Here is a 21,696-nt window from a genome sequence, read left to right on the forward strand (position 1 = left end):
CGAGCGCTAAGGCGCGCGCCGCGCTCGCCTGGCCCAGAGCGTATGCCCGTCGTGGCAGGGCATAATAGCGCCTTGCTCATTCATTTTTCTCTGAGGCAACGCTCATGTCCGGCAACACTATCGGCACGCTGTTCACCGTCACGACGTTCGGCGAATCGCACGGGCCGGCGATCGGCTGCGTGATCGACGGCTGCCCGCCGGGCATGGCGCTCGTCGAGTCCGACATCCAAGGCGAACTCGATCGCCGCAAGCCCGGCACCTCGCGCCACGTCACACAGCGGCAAGAAGAAGACAAAGTCGAAATCCTATCGGGCGTGTTCGAGGGCACGACTACGGGCGCGCCCATCGCGCTTTTGATTCGCAATACGGATCAACGCAGCAAGGATTACGGCAACATCGCCGAAACGTTTCGTCCGGGCCATGCCGATTACACGTACTGGCACAAGTACGGCGTGCGCGACTTTCGCGGCGGCGGGCGTTCGTCGGCGCGGTTGACGGCGCCGACCGTCGCCGCAGGCGCCGTGGCGAAAAAATGGTTGAGCGAGAAGTTCGGTGTGCAAGTGCGTGGCTATATGAGCGCGCTTGGCGAAATCGACATTCCATTTGTCGATTGGTCCGAGGTTCGGCAAAACCCCTTTTTCGCACCGAATGCGCAGATCGTGCCCCAACTCGAAGCTTATATGGATGCGCTACGCAAGGACGGCGATTCCATTGGCGCCCGTATCGCCGTCGTAGCGAGCGGCGTCCCGGTAGGTTGGGGCGAGCCGTTGTTCGATCGGCTCGACGCAGACATCGCTCATGCAATGATGGGGATCAACGCGGTCAAGGGTGTCGAGATCGGCGCCGGGTTCGCGAGCGTGGCTCAACGCGGGTCGGTCCACGGCGACGAGCTGACGCCGGGCGGCTTCATCGGAAACCACGCGGGCGGTGTGCTCGGGGGCATATCGACAGGGCAGGACATCACGGTTTCGATCGCGATCAAGCCCACCTCGAGTATCCGCACGCCGCGCAGGTCGATCGACAAGCATGGCAACCCTGTCATGGTCGAGACGTTCGGACGCCACGACCCCTGCGTCGGCATTCGTGCAACGCCGATCGCGGAAGCGATGCTCGCGCTCGTCTTGATCGACCACGCACTGCGTCATCGCGCGCAATGCGGCGACGTCCACGTCGCAACGCCGAAGATCGCGGCCCGGGCGGACTGAAGTCGTCGCGCGTGGCGGCTGCAACCGCACCGCTCGGCACGTTCGAATGCGTCACCGAACTGCGCCGATCGAACCCACAGCCTGTGGCGGCTGCGACGGGTGGCCGGTCTCGGGGCCGTTGAACCTGCGCAGCGGCACAGAGCCGCTAACGCGTGCGAAAGACGATCGAAGCGCGCCGAAGCAACTCCCCTTCCAAACCTTCGGCGCACCCCGCGTGGAGAGCCCGACCACGCGTTAGCGCGCAGCGGCCTGGCTCGCGAGGCGGGCGGCTCGCCGCACTTACATGTTCGCGTAGTTCGGCCCGCCGCCGCCTTCGGGGGTGACCCAGACGATGTTCTGCGTCGGGTCCTTGATGTCGCAGGTCTTGCAATGCACGCAGTTTTGCGCGTTGATGACGAGGCGATCGCTGCCGTCGTCGTTCTTGACGAACTCGTACACGGCCGCGGGGCAATAGCGCCCTTCGGGACCCGCGTAAGTGCGTAGATTGACGTCGACCGGCACCGACGCGTCTTTCAGCGTCAAATGGGCAGGCTGGTTTTCCTCATGATTCGTATTCGAAAGAAATACCGAGGACAGCCGATCGAACGTGAGCTTGCCGTCGGGCTTCGGGTAGGCGATCGGCGTGCATTGCGATGCGGGTTTGAGCATCTCGTGATCGCGATGCTGATGATGCAGCGTCCACGGCACGTTCCCGCCTAGGAGCTTTTGCTCGATGCCCACCATGAGCGTGCCCAGATACAAGCCCTTGCTCATCCACTGCTTGAAGTTGCGTGCCCGATACAGCTCCGTATGCAGCCACGATTGCTTGAAGGACTCGGGGTAGGCCGTCAGTTCGTCGCCTTGGCGGCCGGCCTGGACTGCATCGAATGCGGCCTGCGCCGCGAGCATGCCGCTCTTGATGGCGGCGTGGCTGCCCTTGATGCGCGATGCGTTCAGGAAGCCCGCGTCGTCGCCTACGAGCGCACCGCCAGGGAACACGAGCTTGGGCAGCGAGGTCAGGCCCCCGGCGGTAATCGCACGGGCGCCGTACGAAATGCGCTTGCCGCCTTCGAGCATTTTGCGGATTTCCGGGTGCGTCTTGTAGCGCTGAAATTCCTCGAACGGCGACAGATACGGGTTCGAATAACCCAGCCCCACCACGAACCCGACCATCACCTGGTTGTTGTCGATGTGATAGAGGAACGAGCCGCCGTAGGTTTGCGAATCGAGCGGCCAGCCGGCCGTGTGGATCACGAGCCCCGGCTGATGTTTGGCCGGATCGATTTCCCACAGCTCTTTGATGCCAATGCCGTAGACCTGCGGGTCCGCGCCCTGGTCGAGCTTGAATTTGTCGTTGAGCCGGCGGCCCAGATGCCCGCGCGCACCCTCGCAAAAGAGCGTGTACTTTGCGTGCAGCTCCATGCCGAGCTGGAAGTTCTCGGTGGGCTCGCCGTCTTTGCCGATGCCCATGTTGCCCGTGGCGACGCCGTTGACCGAGCCGTCCTCGTTGTAAAGCACTTCGGCCGCGGCGAAGCCCGGAAAAATCTCCACGCCGAGCGCTTCGGCCTGTTGGCCGAGCCAGCGCGTGACGTTGGCCAGGCTGATCACATAGTTGCCGTGGTTCTTGAAATTCTCGGGCAGCGCCCAGTTCGGGGTCTTGACCGCGCCTTTTTCGGTGAGGAAGAGGAACCGGTCTTCGGTCACCTCCACGTTCAAGGGCGCGCCTTTTTCCTTCCAATCGGGGATCAGCTCGCCAATGGCGCGTGGATCCATCACGGCGCCCGACAAGATATGCGCGCCCACCTCCGAACCCTTCTCGAGCACACACACGCCCAGCTCGACACCCTTGTCCTGTGCGAGCTGCTTGAGCCGGATAGCGGCGGACAGACCGGCGGGACCGCCGCCGACGATCACGACGTCGTATTCCATCGACTCGCGGGGGCCATACTGCTCGATCAGACTTTCGGGGGTCATTGAGGCTCCTTAGCCATTAGAATGCTTTTTTTCGGGTTCGTATTGTCAGCGAACGATAGGGACGCTGCAACCGCATGCGCTGAGATTAGCACGATCGTTCTATTCACATGATAGAGTGGCGACTCTGCTCGTGTCGGCCGTTTTGCCGCTGTATGTCCGGCGTTCGATCGTGTTTTGCGCAAGTTAATCGACTAAAGGAATGAGTATGGGCCGTTCGATCAACCTTGAGGGAAAGGTCGCGCTGATTACCGGCGCGTCAAGCGGACTCGGCAAGCGCTTCGCGCTGGTGCTGTCGCAGGCGGGGGCGAAGGTCGTGCTGGCAAGCCGGCGCGTGGAACGGTTGAAGGAATTGCGCGCCGAGATCGAGGCGTCGGGCGGTGCTGCGCACGTGGTGTCGCTGGACGTCACCGACTACCAGAGCATCAAGTCGGCTGTCGCGCATGCCGAGACCGAGGCCGGCACGATCGACATCCTGGTGAACAATTCCGGCGTGTCGACGACGCAAAAACTCGCCGAAGTCACGCCAGCCGACTACGAATACGTGTTCGATACGAACACGCGCGGGGCGTTTTTCGTGGCGCAGGAGGTAGCCAAGCGGATGATGATGCGCTCGGGCGGCGCGGCGCAGAAGCCCGCCTACCGCATCATCAACATCGCGTCGGTGGCGGGGCTGCGCGTTTTGCCGCAGATCGGCCTGTATTCGATGAGCAAGGCCGCTGTCGTTCACATGACGCGCGCCATGGCGCTCGAGTGGGGCCGCCACGGCATCAACGTGAACGCCATCGCGCCGGGCTACATCGACACCGAGATCAATCATGCGCATTGGTCCACCGAGTCGGGGCAGAAGCTGCTGTCGATGTTGCCGCGCCGCCGCGTCGGGCAGCCGGAGGACCTCGACGGCTTGTTGCTGTTGCTGGCGGCCGACGAATCGCAGTACATCAATGGCGCCGTGATAGCGGCCGACGACGGTTTCGCGCTCGCTTGACTGCGCGGTGCAAATTCAAACGTTTCGAAAGAGGTGCAAGCGAAAGTGGCGGAAGTGATGGATGTGACAGCGGCGGCGAGCAACGGATACGAGCCCGTGTTTGAAATGTCGATGCCGATTCGGTGGGGCGACATGGATGCGTTCGGGCACGTGAACAACACGGTGTACTTTCGCTACATGGAGCAGGTGCGGATCAGCTGGTTCGAGGCGGTGGGCCTCGCCGGCGGGGCCGAGCAAGGGCAGGGGCCCGTGATCGTCAACGCGTCGATGGAATTTCTGCGGCAGCTGCACTATCCCGGCGAGGTGATCGGGGTGATGTCGGTCGCCAAGCCAGGGCGCAGCAGCTTCGATACGGGGTTCGAATTGCGGCGCGCCGACGATCCCGGCACGCTCTATGCGCGCGGCGCCGCCCGCTGCGTCTGGATCGACTACGCGGCAGGTCGCTCGGTGCCGTTGCCCGAAAGCTTACGTGCTCTGCTCGAGCATCCCCGGCTTGAACGCGCGCGCTAAGGCGCACAGCGAGGATTCACGTGCACCGCGGCGCTGCGCTCGGCGAGCCGGCGGCGGGCTCATTGGCCGAGCAGCCGCTGCATGAGTTCGGTCGCGTTGCCGCTGCCGTACTTGCGCATGAGCCGAGCGCGGTAAATGTCGACCGTGCGCGAGCTGATGTCCAGTGCGCGGCCTATCTGCTTGCTCGTTTTGCCTGTGGCCAGTTGCGCCGCCACTTCGCGTTCGCGCGGCGTCAGCTCGACGGCCACGCGGCGCGTCGCACTCAAATCCTCGAAGGTCCAGACACCGGCGGCGAGCGGCGCATGGCGCTCGAGCGCCCGGCCCGTGACATGGCACCAGAAGAGTTCGCCGTCGGCACGTTTCATGATCCGATCGTCGGCGTAGCTCCCTTGCGCCGTCATGATCGGACCGATGCGCTCGCCGATTCGCTCGAACTCGTCCGACGACGGATACAGGACTTCGAACGAGCGGCCGATGAGCGCCGAGCGATCGCAACGAAAGATGGCGGCAACCGCATCGTTGCAATCCTCGATGGCGCGATCGCGCGAGAGCACGAGGCCGATCGGCGCGAGATGGAAGGCGGTCTGGTAATCGATTTTGGGCATGATTCGCGGCAGGCCGGCACGGTTTCGCACGGGGGCTTTCGCTTATGTATTTTTGCGTATTGTGCCGCAAGCGCCGCCCATCGTACCCTTTGGCCCATTAAACGAAGCGCGGCAAGCGCGTCTTTCACCCGTACGGACGCGCGCTCGACGACTAGAATAAGCATCGACTCAGCGTTGGGGCTAGCCGCCATCCGATCACGGATTTCCATCATGGAAGGGACACTCAGATGAATAAAGTCTATCCAAGCGCGGCCGCCGCGCTCGAAGGCATCGTCAAGGACGGTCAGACGTTCGCCGTCGGCGGCTTCGGCCTGTGCGGCATTCCCGAGGCGCTGATCGCCGCGCTGCGCGACACGGCCGTGAAGGGCATCACCTGCATCAGCAACAACGCGGGCGTCGACGGCTTCGGCCTGGGCCTGCTGCTCGAAACACGCCAAATCAAGAAGATGATCTCGTCGTACGTCGGCGAGAACAAGGAGTTCGAGCGCCAGTTTCTGGCCGGCGAACTCGAGCTCGAATTCACGCCGCAAGGCACGCTGGCCGAAAAGCTGCGGGCGGGCGGCGCGGGCATCCCTGCCTTCTTCACCGCCACCGGGTTCGGCACCGTCATTGCCGAAGGCAAGGAAACGCGACAGTTCGGCGATAACCATTACGTGCTCGAACGCTCGCTGACGGCGGACATCGCACTCGTGAAAGCCTGGAAGGCCGACAAGTCCGGCAATCTCATCTATCGCCGCACCGCCCGCAACTTCAACCCGATGTGCGCGATGGCGGGGCGCATCACGGTGGCCGAAGTCGAAGAGATCGTCGAGGTGGGCGAACTCGACCCGGATGCGATTCACACGCCGGGCATCTTCGTGCAGCGCATCGTACTCAATGCGCATCCTGAAAAACGCATCGAACAACGCGTCGTGCGCGCGAAAGGAGACTGACATGGCTTGGACCCGTGAAGAGATGGCTGCGCGCGCGGCCAAAGAGCTGCAAGACGGCTTCTACGTGAATTTGGGCATCGGATTGCCCACGCTCGTCGCCAATTACGTGCCGCCCGGCATCGATGTGTGGCTGCAATCGGAAAATGGCTTGCTCGGCATCGGCCCGTCGCCGACCGAAGACGAGCTCGACGCCGATCTGATCAACGCCGGCAAGCAGACGATCACGACGCTGCCCGGCTCGTCGATTTTCTCGTCGGCCGATTCGTTCGCCATGATCCGCGGCGGCCACATCAACCTGGCGATCCTCGGGGCGATGCAGGTCAGCAAGAACGGCGATCTCGCCAATTGGATGATTCCCGGCAAGATGATCAAGGGCATGGGCGGGGCGATGGACCTCGTCGCCGGCGTCAAGCGCGTAGTCGTTTTGATGGAGCACGTGGCCAAGGGCGATCAGCACAAGATTCTCGAAAGCTGCGCGTTGCCGTTGACGGGCGTGGGCGTCGTCGACCGGATCATCACCGACCTGGGTGTGATCGACGTGACCGATGCGGGACTTGCGCTCGTCGAGCTCGCGCCGGGCGTGAGCGTCGATGAAATCAAGGCCAAGACCGGGGCGCCGCTCGATACGAGCGCATTGCAGTGATGGCGCGCGCCGAACGCGGCGCATGACCGACCCATCGGGGCGGCCGCCGCGCCGCCCCGAGTCAAGGACGACGATAAATGAGCCCGATGCGCAATGGCGCTGTTCCCGAGCAACGCTACGTCCAGTGCGCGAGCTCCACCGGCTTGCACCGGATCGCCTATACGGAGTGGGGTGATCGCGAAAATCCGCGAGTGCTCGTCTGCGTGCATGGGCTCACGCGAAGCGGGCGCGACTTCGACCGGGTTGCTGCCGCGCTGAGCGATGCCTACCGTGTCGTTTGTCCCGATGTCGTCGGCCGCGGCCTTTCCGATTGGCTGACCGACCCGAGCCGCTATGTCGTGCCGCAATACGTCGCCGATATGGTCACGCTGATCGCGCGGCTCGATGTCGAAAACGTCGATTGGTTCGGCACGTCGATGGGCGGGCTGATCGGCATGACCCTGGCCGGGTTGCCTGGCTCGCCCGTGCGCAAGCTGCTCGTCAACGACATCGGCCCGCACATCGAGCCCGAAGCGCTGACACGGATCGGCGCCTACGTCGGGCAGAACCCGCGCTTCGCGACAAGGGAGGAAGCCGTCGCCCATGCCGCGGCATTGGCGGCGAGCTTCGGCCCGCTGACGGCCGACGAGTGGCACGAGATCAATGCGCCGCTCTTTCGCCAGTGTGAGGACGGGGCGTGGGCGTTTCGCTACGACCCGGCGGTCGCCGTGCCGTTTCGGGCGGCGACGCCCGAAGCGGCGGCCGCGGGCGAAGCGGCGCTGTGGCGCCTGTTCGAACAGATCGCGGGGCCGGTTTTGGTCGTGCGCGGGGCCGAGTCCGACCTGCTCTCGCGCGAGACGGTAGCGCGCATGAGGGAACGTGGGCCCTCGGTTACATCAGTGGAAATCCCCGACGTGGGCCATGCGCCGGCATTCTTGGATCCGGAGCAGATCGCCGTGGCGAGGCAGTTCTTCGTCGGCGAGTCATAATAGCGTTTTGCGCTGTCGCGAAAGCGGCATTGCGCAGGCTCGCCCACCCTCTAGAACAGGAACCTCGACATGGCAGTCATTCGTCATCACGTCGGCAAGCGCCTCTCCGAAATCGCCATCCACAATGGCACGGTGTATCTCGCCGGGCAGATCGCCGAAGACACGAACCAGGACATTACGGGTCAGACGCGCGAGGTGCTCGGCCACATCGATCGGCTGCTGGCGGAAGCCAATAGCGACAAATCGCATCTGCTGTCGGTGCAGATCTACCTGTCGGACATGACCTTTTTCGGCGGCATGAATGCCGTGTGGGACGATTGGGTCGCGCCGGACGCAACGCCGCCTCGAGCGACTGTGGAGGCGAAGCTGGCCAATCCCGAATGCCTCGTCGAAATCGTCGTCGTCGCGGCGCAACGCAGCTGAGCGGACGGCATCGGTGCAACTAGCATGAGCGGTGCGCAGTGGCTGTTCAGAATCAAAGTCCAACGATGAGCGCCGACACGGTCGCGAGCGGTGCGTCGCCGTCGCCGTCCTACGAAGACGCGCTCGCCTTCGTGCGCGAGCACGCGGGCGATGTGTTGCTCTCGTCGGGAGAGCGGCTGGCCGATCATGCGGCAGGCACGGCCGCCATCGTCGCCAAGCTCAACGTCGACCCGCCTGCGGTGCTGGCGGCGGCGCTGTTCGCGCTCACGCCGCATCTGGCGGATCCCGAGCGGGTCATTGCCGAACGTTTCGGCGAAGAAGCGGCGCAACTCGTGGGCGACGTGCGCAAGCTGTTGCGGCTCGGCACGGTCAGCTTGCGCGCGGCGCAAAGCGTTTCGCTCGAGGGCGGCCGCGACGCCCAAGCCGCGCGGCGCGCGCAAATCGAAGCGTTGCGCAAGATGCTGCTCGCCTTCGCGCAAGACATTCGCGTCGTATTGATTCGGCTCGCCTCACGCTTACAGACGCTGCGCTTTTACGCGGCCGCGAAAAGTTCGCCCGGGCTCGACGTCGCCCGCGAGACGCTCGAGATCTACGCGCCGCTCGCCAATCGCCTCGGGATCTGGCAACTGAAGTGGGAACTCGAGGATCTGGCGTTTCGTTTCGAAGATCCGGACACCTACAAGCGTATCGCCAAGCTGCTCGACGAAAAACGGGTCGAGCGCGAGAGCTACGTTGCTCAGGCCATCGCACGGCTGCAGGACGAGCTTGCCGCCGCGCACATCGCGGCCGAGGTCAGCGGGCGGCCAAAGCATATCTACAGCATCTGGCGCAAGATGCGCGGCAAGGCGCTCGACTTCGCCGAGCTTTACGACGTGCGCGCGTTTCGCGTCATCGTGCCGGACATCAAGGATTGCTACACGGTGCTCGGCATCGTGCACAACCTGTGGCAGCCGGTGCCCAAGGAATTCGACGATTACATCTCGCGACCGAAGCCCAACGGGTACAAGTCGTTGCATACGGTCGTCATCGGCGATGATGGCCGCGCATTCGAAGTGCAGATCCGTACACACGAGATGCATCGCTTTGCCGAATACGGCGTCGCCGCGCATTGGCGCTACAAGGAGGCGGGCGCGCGCGGCTACGGCGGGCAGTTCAGCGCGAGCGACAAATACGACGAGAAAATCGCGTGGTTGCGGCAATTGCTCGCCTGGAAAGAGGACGTCGCCGAAGGGGAGCCGGATGCGGCCAACGCTTGGGAGCAATTGCGCCAAGCGACGCTCGACGACGACCACATCTACGTGTTGACCCCGCAAGCGCGCGTGATCGCGCTGCCGCAAGGCGCGACGCCGCTCGACTTCGCTTATCACTTGCACAGCGAGCTCGGCCACCGCTGCCGCGGCGCCCGCGTGGACGGGGCGATGGCGCCGCTGAACACGACGCTGCAAAACGGGCAGACGGTCGAGATCGTGGCGGTGAAGGAGGGCGGGCCCTCGCGCGATTGGCTCAATCCCCAGCTCGGCTATTTGCACAGCAACCGCGCGAAGCAAAAGGTGCGCGCGTGGTTCAACGCGGTGGACTTGCAAGAGACCATCGCCAACGGTCGAGCGCTGGTCGAAAAGACGTTGCAGCGCGAAGGCAAGACGTCGGTCAATCTGGATCAACTCGCGGCCAAGCTCGGTTTCAAGTCGCCGGAGGATCTGTTCAACGTCGTGGGCAAGGAAGAGTTCAGCTTGCGCAGCATCGAGCAGGCGCTCTCCGATACCGCGCCGCCCGAACCGCAGCCGGATCTGCCCGAGCAGTTCGAAAAGCGCGGCAGCGGCGCAAGCGTGGCGCGCGGCGCGTCGACGGGCGTGCTCGTGGTCGGCGTCGATGCGCTGCTCACGCAGCTCGCGCGGTGCTGTCGGCCCGCGCCGCCCGACGAGATCAGCGGCTTCGTGACGCGCGGCAAGGGCATGTCGATCCATCGCAGCGATTGCGCGACGTTTCAGCGGATGGCGGCGCGGGCCCCCGAGCGCGTGCTGCAAACGGCGTGGTCGGCCGACGTGATGAAAGGGCGCGGCTCGTCGGTCTATCCCGTCGATATCGTGATCGAGGCGCAGGACCGTCAGGGCCTGCTGCGCGATATCTCCGAAGTCTTCGCGCGCGAGAAGATGAATGTGGTCGGCGTGAAGACCATGAGCCGGCGCAACGCGGCGTTCATGCAGTTCACCGTCGAGGTGTCGACCTCATCACAAGTGCAGCGCGCCTGCACGTTGCTCGGCGAAGTGACCGGCGTCGTGCGCGCCGCGCGCAAGGCGTAATTTTTTGCATGTGGAAGCATAAAAGGGCTTGCCAAGGTCAGATGAGCTCCATATAATCTCGTCTTCTTCAGGCTCGTAGCTCAGCTGGTTAGAGCACCACCTTGACATGGTGGGGGTCGTTGGTTCGAGTCCAATCGAGCCTACCAACGAAAATCGAATGCCCGGCGCATGCCGGATATTCAAGGCAGTTAAATGCGCTTAGCGCACAAGGCGAATACGGTTATGACACCGCGAACGTTGACCGAAACCTTTTCGGAACGACGCTAGTCGAGGACCTCTTTCGCCCTGTTAGTCTGCTAGTAGTGAAAGTGAATGCGGCCCCTCGAAAGCGGGGCCGCATTTTTTTTATCCGTCTTTCGCTGAGCAAGCACCTGTAGTTTGGGTTGTTGCCGCCAACCGATTGTTTTTGGTGCCGCACTCGGCATCTCGGAGAGAACGCAATGGTTTCGATACGCCTGCCCGACGGTTCGTCTCGACAGTACGATCACCCGGTGACGGTGGCCGAGGTTGCGGCCTCGATCGGTCCCGGGCTTGCGAAAGCCGCGCTGGGCGGCAAGCTCGACGGCGAGCTCGTCGATACGTCCACGCTGATCGAGCGCGATGCATCGCTTGCGATCGTGACGGAAAAAGATGCGGACGGCCTCGACATCATTCGTCATTCGGCCGCTCACTTGTTGGCCTATGCGGTAAAAGATCTTTACCCCGAGGCGCAAGTCACGATCGGGCCGGTCATCGACAACGGCTTCTATTACGATTTCGCCTATCAGCGGCCGTTTACGCCCGAAGATCTCGAGCGAATCGAAAAGCGGATGCAAGAGCTCGCGAAGCAGGACGAGCCCGTTTCGCGCCGCGTCGTCTCGCGCGACGAAGCCGTGGCGTACTTCAAGAGCATTGGCGAGAAGTACAAGGCCGAGATCATCGAGTCGATTCCCGCGAGCGACGAGATCAAGCTCTATTCGCACGGCGGCTTCACGGATCTCTGCCGCGGCCCGCACGTGCCGTCCACGGGCAAGCTCAAGGTCTTCAAGCTCATGAAGGTCGCGGGCGCGTATTGGCGCGGGGATTCCAAGAACGAGCAGTTGCAGCGCATCTACGGCACGGCTTGGGCGAAGAAGGAAGACCAGGACGCGTACCTGCACATGCTCGAGGAAGCCGAGAAGCGCGATCACCGCAAGCTCGGTCGTCAGCTCGATTTGTTCCATCTGCAGGACGAATCGCCGGGCATGGTGTTCTGGCATCCGAAGGGTTGGTCGTTGTGGCAGCAGGTCGAGCAGTACATGCGCCGCCGCGTGAACGAGGACGGCTATCTCGAGATCAAGACGCCGATGATCATGGACCGCTCGCTGTGGGAGGCCTCGGGTCATTGGCAGAACTATCGCGAGAACATGTTCACGACGGAATCGGAAAAGCGCGACTATGCGATCAAGCCGATGAACTGTCCGGGTCACGTGCAAGTGTTCAAGCACGGCCTGCGTTCGTACCGCGACCTGCCCCTGCGCTACGCCGAATTCGGCTCGTGCCATCGCAACGAAGCCTCGGGCGCACTGCACGGGCTCATGCGCGTGCGCGGTTTCGTGCAAGACGATGCACATATCTTCTGCACGGAAGAGCAGTTCATCGAGGAATCGATCAAATTCAACACGCTCGCGATGAGCGTGTACCGCGATTTCGGTTTCGAGAACATCGACATCAAGCTCTCACTGCGTCCCGACCAGCGCGCCGGCACCGACGAGGTGTGGGACCGTGCGGAGGAAGGGTTGCGTCAGGCGCTCACGGCTTGCGGCTTGAAGTGGGAAGAGCTCGCGGGGGAGGGTGCGTTCTACGGCCCCAAGATCGAGTACCACATCAAGGATGCGCTCGGCCGTTCCTGGCAATGCGGCACGCTGCAGCTCGACATGGTGCTGCCCGAGCGGCTCGGCGCCGAGTTCGTGGCCGAGGATAATAGCCGCCGCCGGCCGGTCATGCTGCACCGGGCGATCGTGGGGTCGATGGAACGCTTTTTGGGCATCCTGATCGAGCACCATGCTGGTGCAATGCCGTCCTGGCTGGCTCCCACGCAGGCCGTGGTCATGAATATCGCCGAAAGCCAGGCCGAGTACGCGCGGTCGCTGGCCCAATCGTTGCAAAAACAAGGGCTTAGAATTGAGCTTGATTTGCGCAACGAGAAAATTAGCTATAAAATACGCGAGCATACGCTCGAAAAAGTGCCGTACCTGCTCGTGGTGGGCGACAAAGAGCGTGAAGCACAAACGGTAGCCGTGCGTGCCCGTGGCGGCGTCGATCTGGGTGTCATGCCTGTCGATGCCTTCGTTGAACGCCTGCGTCGAGACATTCAGGCATTCAAGTAGCCACTGCGGCAGCGCGGCTCGTTTTTTTAATTTTTAGAGGAAACACAACATCGCTACTGATAAGTCGCATCGCATCAACGGTGAAATTTCTGCACCCGAGGTGCGTCTAGTCGGAGTCGACAACGAACCGCTCGGCATCGTGAAACTGGCTGATGCTTTCCGCATGTCGGAACAGCAGGACGTCGATCTGGTGGAAATCGCCCCGCAAGCGGTTCCGCCGGTCTGCCGTTTGATGGATTACGGCAAGTTCAAGTACCAGGAAGCGAAGAAGCAGCACGAGGCGAAACTCAAGCAGAAGGTCATCCAGGTCAAGGAAGTGAAGTTCCGCCCGGGTACCGATGACGGCGATTACAACGTCAAGCTGCGCAACCTCATTCGCTTCCTCGATGAGGGCGACAAGACGAAGATCACGTTGCGTTTTCGTGGGCGCGAAATGGCGCACCAGGAAATCGGCATGCGGATGCTCGAGCGCTTGCGCACCGACCTCGAAGAAGTCGGTCAAGTCGAGCAGATGCCGAAAATGGAAGGCCGCCAGATGATCATGGTCTTGGCGCCGAAAAAGAAGAAGTAACGTGAGGCTGCGCCGTTCGGCCGCGTTGCGGCCGGCGGGCGTATGCGGCGAAGCAGTCAGAGATGTAAAAGCGGATTTCGATGTTCGTGCCTGGCGGCGCCAGGCACGTTTCTCGAAAATGCGGCAGCCGGCAACGGCTAGCCGTACACAAGTGGACTGGGTTTCAAAGGGCGGATCTGGGGCTTTTCGGCCGGCCGCACACCCATCGCCATCAAATAACGGAGTTGTTCGTCATGCCTAAGATGAAGACCAAGAAGAGCGCTGCAAAGCGCTTCGTGGTGCGTCCGGGCGGTACCGTCAAGCGCGGTCAAGCCTTCAAGCGCCACATCCTCACGAAGAAAACCACGAAGAACAAGCGTCACCTGCGTGGTTCGACGGCCGTTCACGAGTCCAATCTGGACTCCGTGCGCGCCATGATGCCCTTCGCCTAACCCTTAACCTTTACTCATAGGAGCGAAACATGCCTCGAGTCAAACGTGGGGTTACGGCACGTGCCCGCCACAAGAAGATCATCAACCTGGCCAAGGGTTACCGCGGCCGTCGCAACAACGTTTACCGCATCGCGAAGCAAGCGGTCATGCGCGCAGGCCAGTACGCCTACCGCGACCGTCGCAACAAGAAGCGCGTATTCCGTGCGCTGTGGATCACGCGTATCAACGCGGCGGTCCGTCAGCACGACATGACGTACAGCGTGTTCATCAACGGCCTGAAGAAGGCGTCGATCGAACTCGACCGCAAGGTGCTGGCCGATATGGCTGTGTTCGACAAGGCCGCTTTTGCCGCGATCGTGAAGCAGGTGAAAGCCGCCGTTGCAGCCTAATTGACCGATTAGTACTGCGTGGTTCGTCGGGAGCACCGGTGTAAGCCGGGTTCCCGATAGGAAAACGGGGCTCTTCACCGAGCCCCTTTTTTTTGCTGGTTCGTAATCTTCACCGACGCTGAAATGATGGGATCAATGGATCTGGACCGGATTGTCGCCGACGCGCAAGAAGCTTTCTCCCGGGCGCCCGACGGCGCAACGCTCGAAAACGAGAAGGCTCGCTTTCTCGGCAAGGCGGGCATGTTGACCGAACTGCTCAAGGGGCTCGGCAAGCTCGAGCCCGAGGCGCGCAAGACCGAGGGCGCACGCATCAACGTCGCGAAGCAGCAAGTCGAGGCTGCGCTCACCGCGCGGCGCGACGCGCTCGCGCAGGCCCTGCTGGAGCAGCGGCTCACGGCCGAGGCCATCGACGTCACGCTGCCCGGGCGCGGCCGCGGCGCCGGTAGCTTGCACCCCGTGATGCAGACCTGGGAGCGGGTCGAACGCATTTTCGGCTCGATCGGTTTCGACGTGGCGGACGGTCCCGAGATCGAAACCGATTGGTACAACTTCACGGCGCTCAATAGCCCCGAAAACCATCCCGCGCGTTCGATGCAAGACACGTTCTACGTCGACGGTCAGGATGCGGGCGGCCGCCCGTTGTTGTTGCGCACGCATACGAGCCCGATGCAAGTGCGCTACGCGCGCAGCAATAAGCCGCCCATCAAAGTCATCGTTCCCGGCCGCACTTATCGCGTCGATAGCGACGCGACGCACTCGCCCATGTTCAATCAAGTCGAGGGTCTGTGGATCGACGAGAACATCAGCTTTGCCGATTTGAAGGGCGTCTACACCGATTTCCTGAAGAAGTTCTTCGAGCGCGACGATATCCTCGTGCGCTTTAGGCCCTCGTATTTCCCGTTCACTGAGCCTTCGGCCGAAATCGACATGAAGTTCGAAGAGGGCAAGAACGCGGGCAAATGGCTCGAGATTTCGGGCTCGGGCCAAGTGCATCCGAACGTGATTCGCAACATGGGCCTCGATCCCGAACGGTACATCGGCTTTGCATTCGGCAGCGGCCTCGAACGCCTGACGATGTTGCGCTATGGCGTGCAGGATTTACGGCTGTTCTTCGAGAACGATCTGCGCTTCTTGCGGCAATTCGCGTAGCGCGCGTCGAGATCTCGCGCAAGCCGAAAGCCGCAAGCGGTGCCTGGCCCAGCGAACGCTCATCGCGCGCTGCCGGACGGGCATGGACCCACACCTACGAACGTAGACACACATGCAATTCCCTGAATCCTGGCTCCGAACGTTTGTCGATCCGCAACTGACGACGGAGGAACTGTCGCACGCCTTGACGATGGCTGGCCTCGAAGTCGAGTCGCTGCGTTCTGCCGCGCCGCCGACCTCGAAGGTCGTCGTCGGTCGCGTGCTCGAAGTGGTCAAGCATCCCGACGCGGACAAGCTCAACGTTTGTCAGGTCGATGCGGGAACGGGCTCTGTGCTCAACATCGTGTGCGGTGCGCCGAACGTCGCCCCCGGCATCAAGGTGCCGGTCGCGCTCGTCGGCGCCCAATTGCCGCCGGCCGAAGAGGGCGGTGCGCCGTTCGTCATCAAGCTCTCGAAGCTGCGCGGCGTGCAAAGCGAAGGCATGCTGTGTTCGGCGCGGGAGCTCAAGCTTTCGGAAGACCACAGCGGTCTCATGATCTTGGCGGAGGACACGCCGATCGGTCAGGACATCCGCGAGGCGTTACGCCTCGACGATCAGATTTTCGAAATCAAGCTGACGCCGAACAAGGCCGATTGCCTTTCGGTATTCGGTGTTGCGCGCGAGACGGCCGCGATTACCGGCGCGCCGCTCAGGCCACTTGCGATCGAGCCCGTCGACGTCAAGCTCGACGAGCGCTTGCCCGTGAAAATCGCGGCGCCCGATTTATGCGGGCGCTTCTCCGGCCGCGTGATCCGCGGGGTGAACGCACGCGCCAAGACACCGCAGTGGATGGTCGAGCGGCTCGAGCGCTCAGGGCAACGGAGCATTTCGGCGCTTGTCGATATCTCCAATTACGTCATGCTCGAACTCGGCCGCCCGTCCCATGTGTTCGATCTCGACAAGATTCACGGCGGCGTCGAGGTGCGCTGGGGGCGTCGCGGCGAGCGCCTGATGCTGCTCAACGGCAACACGGTGGAGCTCGACGATACGGTGGGCGTCATAGCCGACGACCGTCAAGTCGAAAGCCTGGCCGGCATCATGGGCGGCGATAGCACGGCGGTCACGCTCGATACGACGAACGTCTATCTCGAAGCGGCTTTCTGGTGGCCCGACAGCATTCGCGGCCGCGCACGCAAATACAACTTCTCGACCGATGCCGCGCATCGGTTCGAGCGGGGCGTCGACTACGACACGACGGCGTTGCATATCGAACGCATCACGCGCCTCATTCTCGATATCTGTGGCGGCGAGGCGGGCCCGGTGGACGATCAAATCGTCAATCTCCCGCAGCGGCCGCCCGTGACGATGCGCGTCGCCCGTGCCCAGCGCGTCATCGGCATTGCGATCGAGGCCGATGAAATGGCGCGCATTTTCACGCGCCTCGGCCTCGAACATGAATTCGACGGCGAGGTCTTCGCCGTCACGCCGCCCTCGTATCGCTTCGATATCGAGATCGAGGAAGATCTCATCGAGGAAGTCGCGCGCATTTACGGCTTCGAGAAGATTCCCGCGCGTCCTCCGGTGGCGGCGAACGAGATGCGCGCGACGAACGAGACGAGCCGCTCGATCCACGCGTTGCGCCACGCGCTCGCGGCGCGAGACTACGCGGAGACGGTCAACTTCAGCTTCGTCGACGCAAGCTGGGAACGCGACTTCGCCGGCAACGACGCGCCGGTGCGTGTGGTCAATCCGATCGCGAGCCAGATGTCGGTGATGCGCACGACGCTCTTCGGCAGCTTGATCGACGTCCTTCGCCACAACTTGAATCGCCGCGCCGACCGCGTGCGCGTCTTCGAAGCAGGGCGGGTGTTCTTGCGCGATGCATCCGTGGCGGCAAGCGAGACGGCTGTCGAGGGCTATGCGCAGCCCAAGCGCATCGGTGCGCTCGCCTATGGTCCCGTCGCCGAGGAGCAGTGGGGGTTGGCCTCACGCACGGTCGATTTCTTCGACGTGAAGGGCGACGTCGAGGCCTTGTTCGCACCGCGCGTCGCGCGCTTCGTTGCGGCTGCGCATCCGGCGCTGCATCCGGGCCGCAGCGCCCGCATCGAACTCGATGGACAAAGCGTCGGCTGGATCGGCGAATTGCATCCGCGCTGGATGCAGCAATACGATTTGCCGCATGCGCCGATTCTCTTCGAAATCGATGCGCAGGCGCTGATGGCGCGGGCATTGCCTGCGCCGGCGGAAGTCTCGAAGTATCCGCCCGTGCGGCGCGACATTGCGGTGGTTGTCGACCAAACCGTGGAAGTGCAGGCCTTGCTCGACGAGATGCACGAGGCATTGAGCGAGGACGCTTGCAAGTTTGTTCAAAGGGTTGCGCTCTTCGATGAATTTCGTGCAAAATCAAGCACTTCCGGTGGGATGGCGGCGCATGAGAAAAGCCTTGCCTTCCGTGTGACCCTGCAAGATACTGGCGGCACGCTGCAGGACGAGACGGTCGATTTGGCCGTCAAAACCCTAGTGGATCGCTTGGCTCGAGTCTACGGTGCGCGGTTGCGCTGATAACGCGAGGATGCTCGCAAGGGTGTCCGCGCGCGGCTAGTCGCCGTTTTTAGACATGAACGAAATGAACTCGAGTGATTTCGAAGCCCTACTTGCGGCGCAGCGTGGCGCCATGATTCGCGAAATACCGACACTGCCTGTCGGCTCGTCCGCTTCCACGGAAACGCCGACCCTGACCAAAGCCGAATTGGCCGAGCTGTTGTTCGACAATGTGGGGTTGAACAAGCGCGAGGCCAAGGATATGGTCGAGGCGTTTTTCGAAGTGATTCGCGACGCGCTCGAAGGCGGCGATAGTGTGAAGTTGTCGGGCTTCGGTAATTTTCAATTGCGCGACAAGCCGCAGCGGCCGGGACGCAATCCGAAGACGGGCGAAGCGATTCCGATTGCGGCGCGACGCGTCGTGACGTTTCACGCAAGTCAAAAGCTGAAAGCGCTGGTCGAAAGCGGCGCCGAGGCTGCTTTGCCGCGCTAGGTTTCAACGCGTTGCGGCGCGCCTTTCACCACGACGGTTAACCGACGATGACAACGACGGTCGAGAAAGTCGTCTTGCCTCCGATTCCGGCGAAGCGGTACTTCACGATCGGTGAGGTCAGCGAGTTGTGTGGCGTAAAGCCGCATGTGCTGAGGTACTGGGAACAGGAGTTTACGCAACTGCGCCCGGTTAAGCGTCGCGGTAACCGTCGCTACTATCAGCATCACGAAGTGCTATTGATACGGCGCATTCGTGAATTGTTGTACGAACAAGGTTTTACGATCAACGGCGCGCGCAACAAGCTCGATGCGCGCGGGGCGGTGATCGATCAGGAGGCCGAGGCGCCGCAGGCGCCTCAGATCCAGCAGGGCGGCGGCATCGTGGCATCGCCTGCGGAAGGCGGCGGGAACGTCGATGTCGTGCAGCTTCGCAAGGAGCTCATCGGCATTGTCGAACTACTGCGCGGATAGTTTTACGCAAGTGGTTCTAAACGGTGAGAGTGTCTGTTATACTCTCATGCTTTCGGGGCGTAGCGCAGCCTGGTAGCGTACCTGCATGGGGTGCAGGTGGTCGGAGGTTCAAATCCTCTCGCCCCGACCAGATTAAAAAACCCGCGTCAGTTAACGCTGACGCGGGTTTTTTATTGCTCGCGCGAAGCCTACTGCCTTATGAACGGCGCTTGCGTTTGCTGGCCTTGTTGAAAGGCGGAAATGACCACCTGCGCCATGCCGAGATGGGACGATTGCGTCGCGTAGTACGTGCCGACGACGGTTCCCATCACGGCCAGAACGACAGTCGATGTAGCCAGCCACATATGCGTTTCGAGCGTCGAGGCGCTTTGTGCGGTAGCCGCTGCCTGTTGATAGAGCAATTCCAATCGCTTGTCGCGCTCGTCGAGTCGTTTGTCACGCTCATCGAGCCGCTTATCGCGCTCGGCGAACATAGCGAGCAACCGTTGCTCCCTTTCCTCGGCGCGCACCTCGAACGCATCCAACCGCGCTATCGCCGCCGCGATGCGCGCGTCCATCCGAGCCTCGACGGCCTCGATGCGTGCTTCGAATTCATCTCTCGTTACGCTAGTCATTGAACATCATCCTGTCCTGCTAGTGGTGATGGCCAGAGGCCGATGGCGCGGCGCTGTCGTTTGCGCTGCGGCTTCGAGTGACAGGAGCCGACGGCCGAACGACCACCCATGCGACGCATGGAGTCCGATGCATAAGTAACGCTTGCCGTGTTTCGGTTCCAGATCGGCTGCGGCGGCCGATCCGGCCATGGCCCGATCGAACATTCGTTGCCCCCACGACATCGTCGTCCAATCCTTTCGCGCGCCGGTGCGTGCCTGCCCTACAAACGCGCCTCGTCTCTTTTTGTCAGATGAATCCTACGAGCCGGTCTGCGAAGCCGACGCCAATCTCCGACTGCGCCGATTTCGCCGCGAAGCCGTATTTGGAATACTGCACATCAACAAGTAGCGCCACTGACCACGCAACAGCAAGGTTGCAGCAACGAGGCCGGTTGAACGAGACCCCCCGATAGCTCGAAGAAACAGGGTAGCGACTTGCAGCCTAACGCCAGTTAGTTAGGACTACTAAGCGATATCAAAGCGTGCAGAAGGTCAGGCGGCCAAGCGCCCCGAAGCCTCGAGCCCCGACCCACTTCTTTTCGAGCTTCAGTCATGAAACGACGTCAATTCATCGGGTGCCTTACCGCTGCCGCAAGCAGCTATGTCCTCGTCGCATGCGGCGGTGGCGGTACCGACGCGCTGGGCAATATCGCCGGCGGCAATGCGGGCGCGGTCGCAAACGCGGCAACGGGTGCAACAGCGTCGCCCAACGGCACGACCGTTCCCTCGGCCGCGTCGATCACCGACAATTCGGGCAACGTCTGGACGCTTTCCAAGGGCTATGTCTATAAGAACGCCGTCAAGGATTCGCATGCATACAACATGACGATGCTGCTGTGGTACGACGGCTCGATTTACGGCGAGAACACGAGCAAAGCCTTCTATCGATACGTCGGACCCTCGTGGACGCAGTGCCTCGATCCCCGCCTTGGGGGCACCTCCGTCGATGGCACGGCGATTCCGCCCGCCACCTACATCTTCGACAAAGCGAACAATTATTGGACGATGTCCGGCGGTAGCGTCTTCAAGAACGGCGTGCAGGATCGGGCCGCACCGAGCGCCGCGTTGTTGCTCTGGTATGGCGCTATGTTCTATCTGAAGACGAGCGGGGGACAGTTCTACGTGCGCTCCTTCACGGGGGCATGGCTCGCTTGCGCCGATCCGCGTGTTGCGAACGCGGCGAACGCGGGGAGGTTCTACGGTATCAACGGCCATTACGACTATCCGTTCACGCCCACTCAGACAGTCGCGGCCCTGCAGGCGCTTGGCTGCACGAGCTATCGGTTGGGCTGCGTCAACAAGTCGACGCAATTGAATCCGCTCGTGGCAATGGCCAAGGCGTTCAATACCGCCAAGATCGAGCTGTTGACGCTGATCAACTACGGTTTGCGCGATGCCACCGGCACGCTCTATACGAGTGAGACGGCGGCTTACGACGCGGTCCACGCCAACGCGGCAGCGATCGCCTCCGCGTTGGCCCCCTACGGCGTGACGACGTACGAGTGCGGCAATGAACTGACGCGTGATCCGGCGATCATCTTGAACTCGACGACGGCAGGGACGAATCCGACCGATTTCAACAACGCCAATTGGCCGATCATGCGCGGCGTGATTCGAGGCATGATCGACGGCGTGAAATCGGTGCAGCCGACTGCCCGTTGCGGCGTCAATTTCTGCGTGGCCGATGTGGCGGCGGCTGACATGTTGTGGGACGGCAAGCAACCCGACGGCACGACGGGGCACCCGGCCGTGCGTTGGGACGTCACCACGTGGCACAACTATTCGCCGTATGGCGACATCTTCACCGTCGGCTCCGACGGCGCCGGCCCCGGTTTCAATCTGCCGGTGTACTGCAAGGCCCGATATGGTGTGCCGTTCATGATCACCGAGTGGAATGCGGCGCCAGAATTCACCGAAACGAACCGCGCCGCCTATGTTCAAAAACAATTGACGGAGTTCTATGGTGCACGTAAATCGGATCAGATCGAATCCGTGATGTTTTACGAATTGACGAGCGGAGACTATACCTATGGGATCGTGCTCGACGATTTGACGCCGATTCAGCCGACATACGGCACCTTCCAGACGTTCGTCAATCAAAACGCGGATATTTGAGCCGTACCACGACAGGGAGCCACTAGAAATGG

Annotated in this window: 20 protein-coding genes and 2 tRNA genes; 19 read left to right on the plus strand and 3 right to left on the minus strand. The window is 62.2% G+C overall.

The features are described 5' to 3' along the window. The first annotated feature begins 104 nt into the window (after positions 1 to 104). Entirely contained in the window at positions 105 to 1,205 is a 1,101-nt protein-coding gene (gene aroC, locus QQS38_RS13150; protein ID WP_479645812.1) for a chorismate synthase, read from the plus strand. Positions 1,206 to 1,484: 279 nt separating this feature from the next. On the opposite strand, the gene QQS38_RS13155 is transcribed toward aroC, so the two are convergent. Then, on the minus strand, positions 1,485 to 3,158 hold the full coding sequence (locus tag QQS38_RS13155) for an electron transfer flavoprotein-ubiquinone oxidoreductase (RefSeq protein WP_479645813.1): 1,674 nt from the start codon (positions 3,156 to 3,158) through the stop codon (positions 1,485 to 1,487). 205 nt (positions 3,159 to 3,363) lie between these two features. Here QQS38_RS13155 and QQS38_RS13160 point away from each other — a divergent pair, with 205 nt between their 5' ends. Further along, positions 3,364 to 4,143 (plus strand): SDR family oxidoreductase, encoded by a 780-nt coding sequence (locus QQS38_RS13160; RefSeq protein ID WP_479645814.1) that lies wholly within the window; start codon positions 3,364 to 3,366, stop codon positions 4,141 to 4,143. Between the two features lie 105 nt (positions 4,144 to 4,248). After that, positions 4,249 to 4,653 carry an acyl-CoA thioesterase gene (locus tag QQS38_RS13165; RefSeq protein ID WP_479645972.1) on the plus strand — a complete coding sequence of 135 codons (405 nt, stop codon included), beginning with the start codon at positions 4,249 to 4,251 and terminating at the stop codon, positions 4,651 to 4,653. A gap of 59 nt (positions 4,654 to 4,712) precedes the next feature. Here QQS38_RS13165 and QQS38_RS13170 read toward each other — a convergent pair whose 3' ends face one another. Next, on the minus strand, positions 4,713 to 5,258 hold the full coding sequence (locus QQS38_RS13170; RefSeq protein ID WP_479645815.1) for a LuxR C-terminal-related transcriptional regulator: 546 nt from the start codon (positions 5,256 to 5,258) through the stop codon (positions 4,713 to 4,715). A 227-nt stretch (positions 5,259 to 5,485) separates the two neighbouring features. Here QQS38_RS13170 and QQS38_RS13175 point away from each other — a divergent pair, with 227 nt between their 5' ends. The 15 genes from QQS38_RS13175 (at position 5,486) to QQS38_RS13245 (ending at position 19,026) form a co-directional block, all read left to right on the plus strand. After that, on the plus strand, positions 5,486 to 6,190 hold the full coding sequence (locus tag QQS38_RS13175; protein WP_479645816.1) for a CoA transferase subunit A: 705 nt from the start codon (positions 5,486 to 5,488) through the stop codon (positions 6,188 to 6,190). 1 nt (position 6,191) lies between these two features. Continuing rightward, positions 6,192 to 6,833, plus strand: coding sequence for a CoA transferase subunit B (locus QQS38_RS13180; protein WP_479645817.1), 642 nt, complete (start codon positions 6,192 to 6,194; stop codon positions 6,831 to 6,833). A 77-nt stretch (positions 6,834 to 6,910) separates the two neighbouring features. Continuing rightward, the gene (locus QQS38_RS13185) at positions 6,911 to 7,801 is read left to right on the plus strand and encodes an alpha/beta fold hydrolase (RefSeq protein ID WP_479645818.1); all 891 of its coding nucleotides are present in this window, start codon (positions 6,911 to 6,913) and stop codon (positions 7,799 to 7,801) included. A 69-nt stretch (positions 7,802 to 7,870) separates the two neighbouring features. Then, on the plus strand, positions 7,871 to 8,224 hold the full coding sequence (locus QQS38_RS13190; RefSeq protein ID WP_479645819.1) for a RidA family protein: 354 nt from the start codon (positions 7,871 to 7,873) through the stop codon (positions 8,222 to 8,224). A 65-nt stretch (positions 8,225 to 8,289) separates the two neighbouring features. Continuing rightward, positions 8,290 to 10,524 (plus strand): RelA/SpoT family protein, encoded by a 2,235-nt coding sequence (locus tag QQS38_RS13195; RefSeq protein ID WP_479645820.1) that lies wholly within the window; start codon positions 8,290 to 8,292, stop codon positions 10,522 to 10,524. 69 nt (positions 10,525 to 10,593) lie between these two features. Then, positions 10,594 to 10,670 (plus strand) — tRNA-Val (locus QQS38_RS13200). 294 nt (positions 10,671 to 10,964) lie between these two features. Next, a complete protein-coding gene (gene thrS / locus QQS38_RS13205) occupies positions 10,965 to 12,872 on the plus strand; it encodes a threonine--tRNA ligase (protein ID WP_479645821.1) in 1,908 nt (635 codons plus the stop codon). A 49-nt stretch (positions 12,873 to 12,921) separates the two neighbouring features. Further along, complete coding sequence (infC, locus tag QQS38_RS13210) at positions 12,922 to 13,443, plus strand: translation initiation factor IF-3 (protein ID WP_479645973.1); 522 nt, start codon at positions 12,922 to 12,924, stop codon at positions 13,441 to 13,443. A 233-nt stretch (positions 13,444 to 13,676) separates the two neighbouring features. Then, positions 13,677 to 13,874: a 50S ribosomal protein L35 gene (gene rpmI / locus QQS38_RS13215; RefSeq protein ID WP_115534628.1), complete on the plus strand. Its 198-nt coding sequence runs from the start codon at positions 13,677 to 13,679 to the stop codon at positions 13,872 to 13,874. A 29-nt stretch (positions 13,875 to 13,903) separates the two neighbouring features. Then, positions 13,904 to 14,263, plus strand: a complete 360-nt coding sequence (gene rplT, locus QQS38_RS13220; protein WP_004192938.1) for a 50S ribosomal protein L20 — start codon at positions 13,904 to 13,906, stop codon at positions 14,261 to 14,263. A 135-nt stretch (positions 14,264 to 14,398) separates the two neighbouring features. After that, positions 14,399 to 15,412, plus strand: coding sequence for a phenylalanine--tRNA ligase subunit alpha (gene pheS / locus QQS38_RS13225; protein WP_479645974.1), 1,014 nt, complete (start codon positions 14,399 to 14,401; stop codon positions 15,410 to 15,412). A 112-nt stretch (positions 15,413 to 15,524) separates the two neighbouring features. Then, positions 15,525 to 17,954, plus strand: a complete 2,430-nt coding sequence (gene pheT, locus QQS38_RS13230) for a phenylalanine--tRNA ligase subunit beta (RefSeq protein WP_479645822.1) — start codon at positions 15,525 to 15,527, stop codon at positions 17,952 to 17,954. Positions 17,955 to 18,009: 55 nt separating this feature from the next. Next, positions 18,010 to 18,426: an integration host factor subunit alpha gene (locus tag QQS38_RS13235; protein ID WP_479645823.1), complete on the plus strand. Its 417-nt coding sequence runs from the start codon at positions 18,010 to 18,012 to the stop codon at positions 18,424 to 18,426. A gap of 47 nt (positions 18,427 to 18,473) precedes the next feature. Further along, entirely contained in the window at positions 18,474 to 18,896 is a 423-nt protein-coding gene (locus tag QQS38_RS13240) for a MerR family transcriptional regulator (RefSeq protein ID WP_479645824.1), read from the plus strand. A 53-nt stretch (positions 18,897 to 18,949) separates the two neighbouring features. Continuing rightward, positions 18,950 to 19,026, plus strand: a tRNA-Pro gene (locus QQS38_RS13245). Positions 19,027 to 19,084: 58 nt separating this feature from the next. Here the strand turns inward: QQS38_RS13245 and QQS38_RS13250 are convergent. After that, entirely contained in the window at positions 19,085 to 19,510 is a 426-nt protein-coding gene (locus QQS38_RS13250) for a hypothetical protein (protein ID WP_479645825.1), read from the minus strand. Between the two features lie 591 nt (positions 19,511 to 20,101). On the opposite strand from QQS38_RS13250, the gene QQS38_RS13255 reads away from it, so the two are divergent. Next, the gene (locus QQS38_RS13255; RefSeq protein WP_479645826.1) at positions 20,102 to 21,664 is read left to right on the plus strand and encodes a hypothetical protein; all 1,563 of its coding nucleotides are present in this window, start codon (positions 20,102 to 20,104) and stop codon (positions 21,662 to 21,664) included. Positions 21,665 to 21,696: the final 32 nt, after the last annotated feature.

This window comes from Trinickia sp. Z7 (assembly GCF_056498045.1).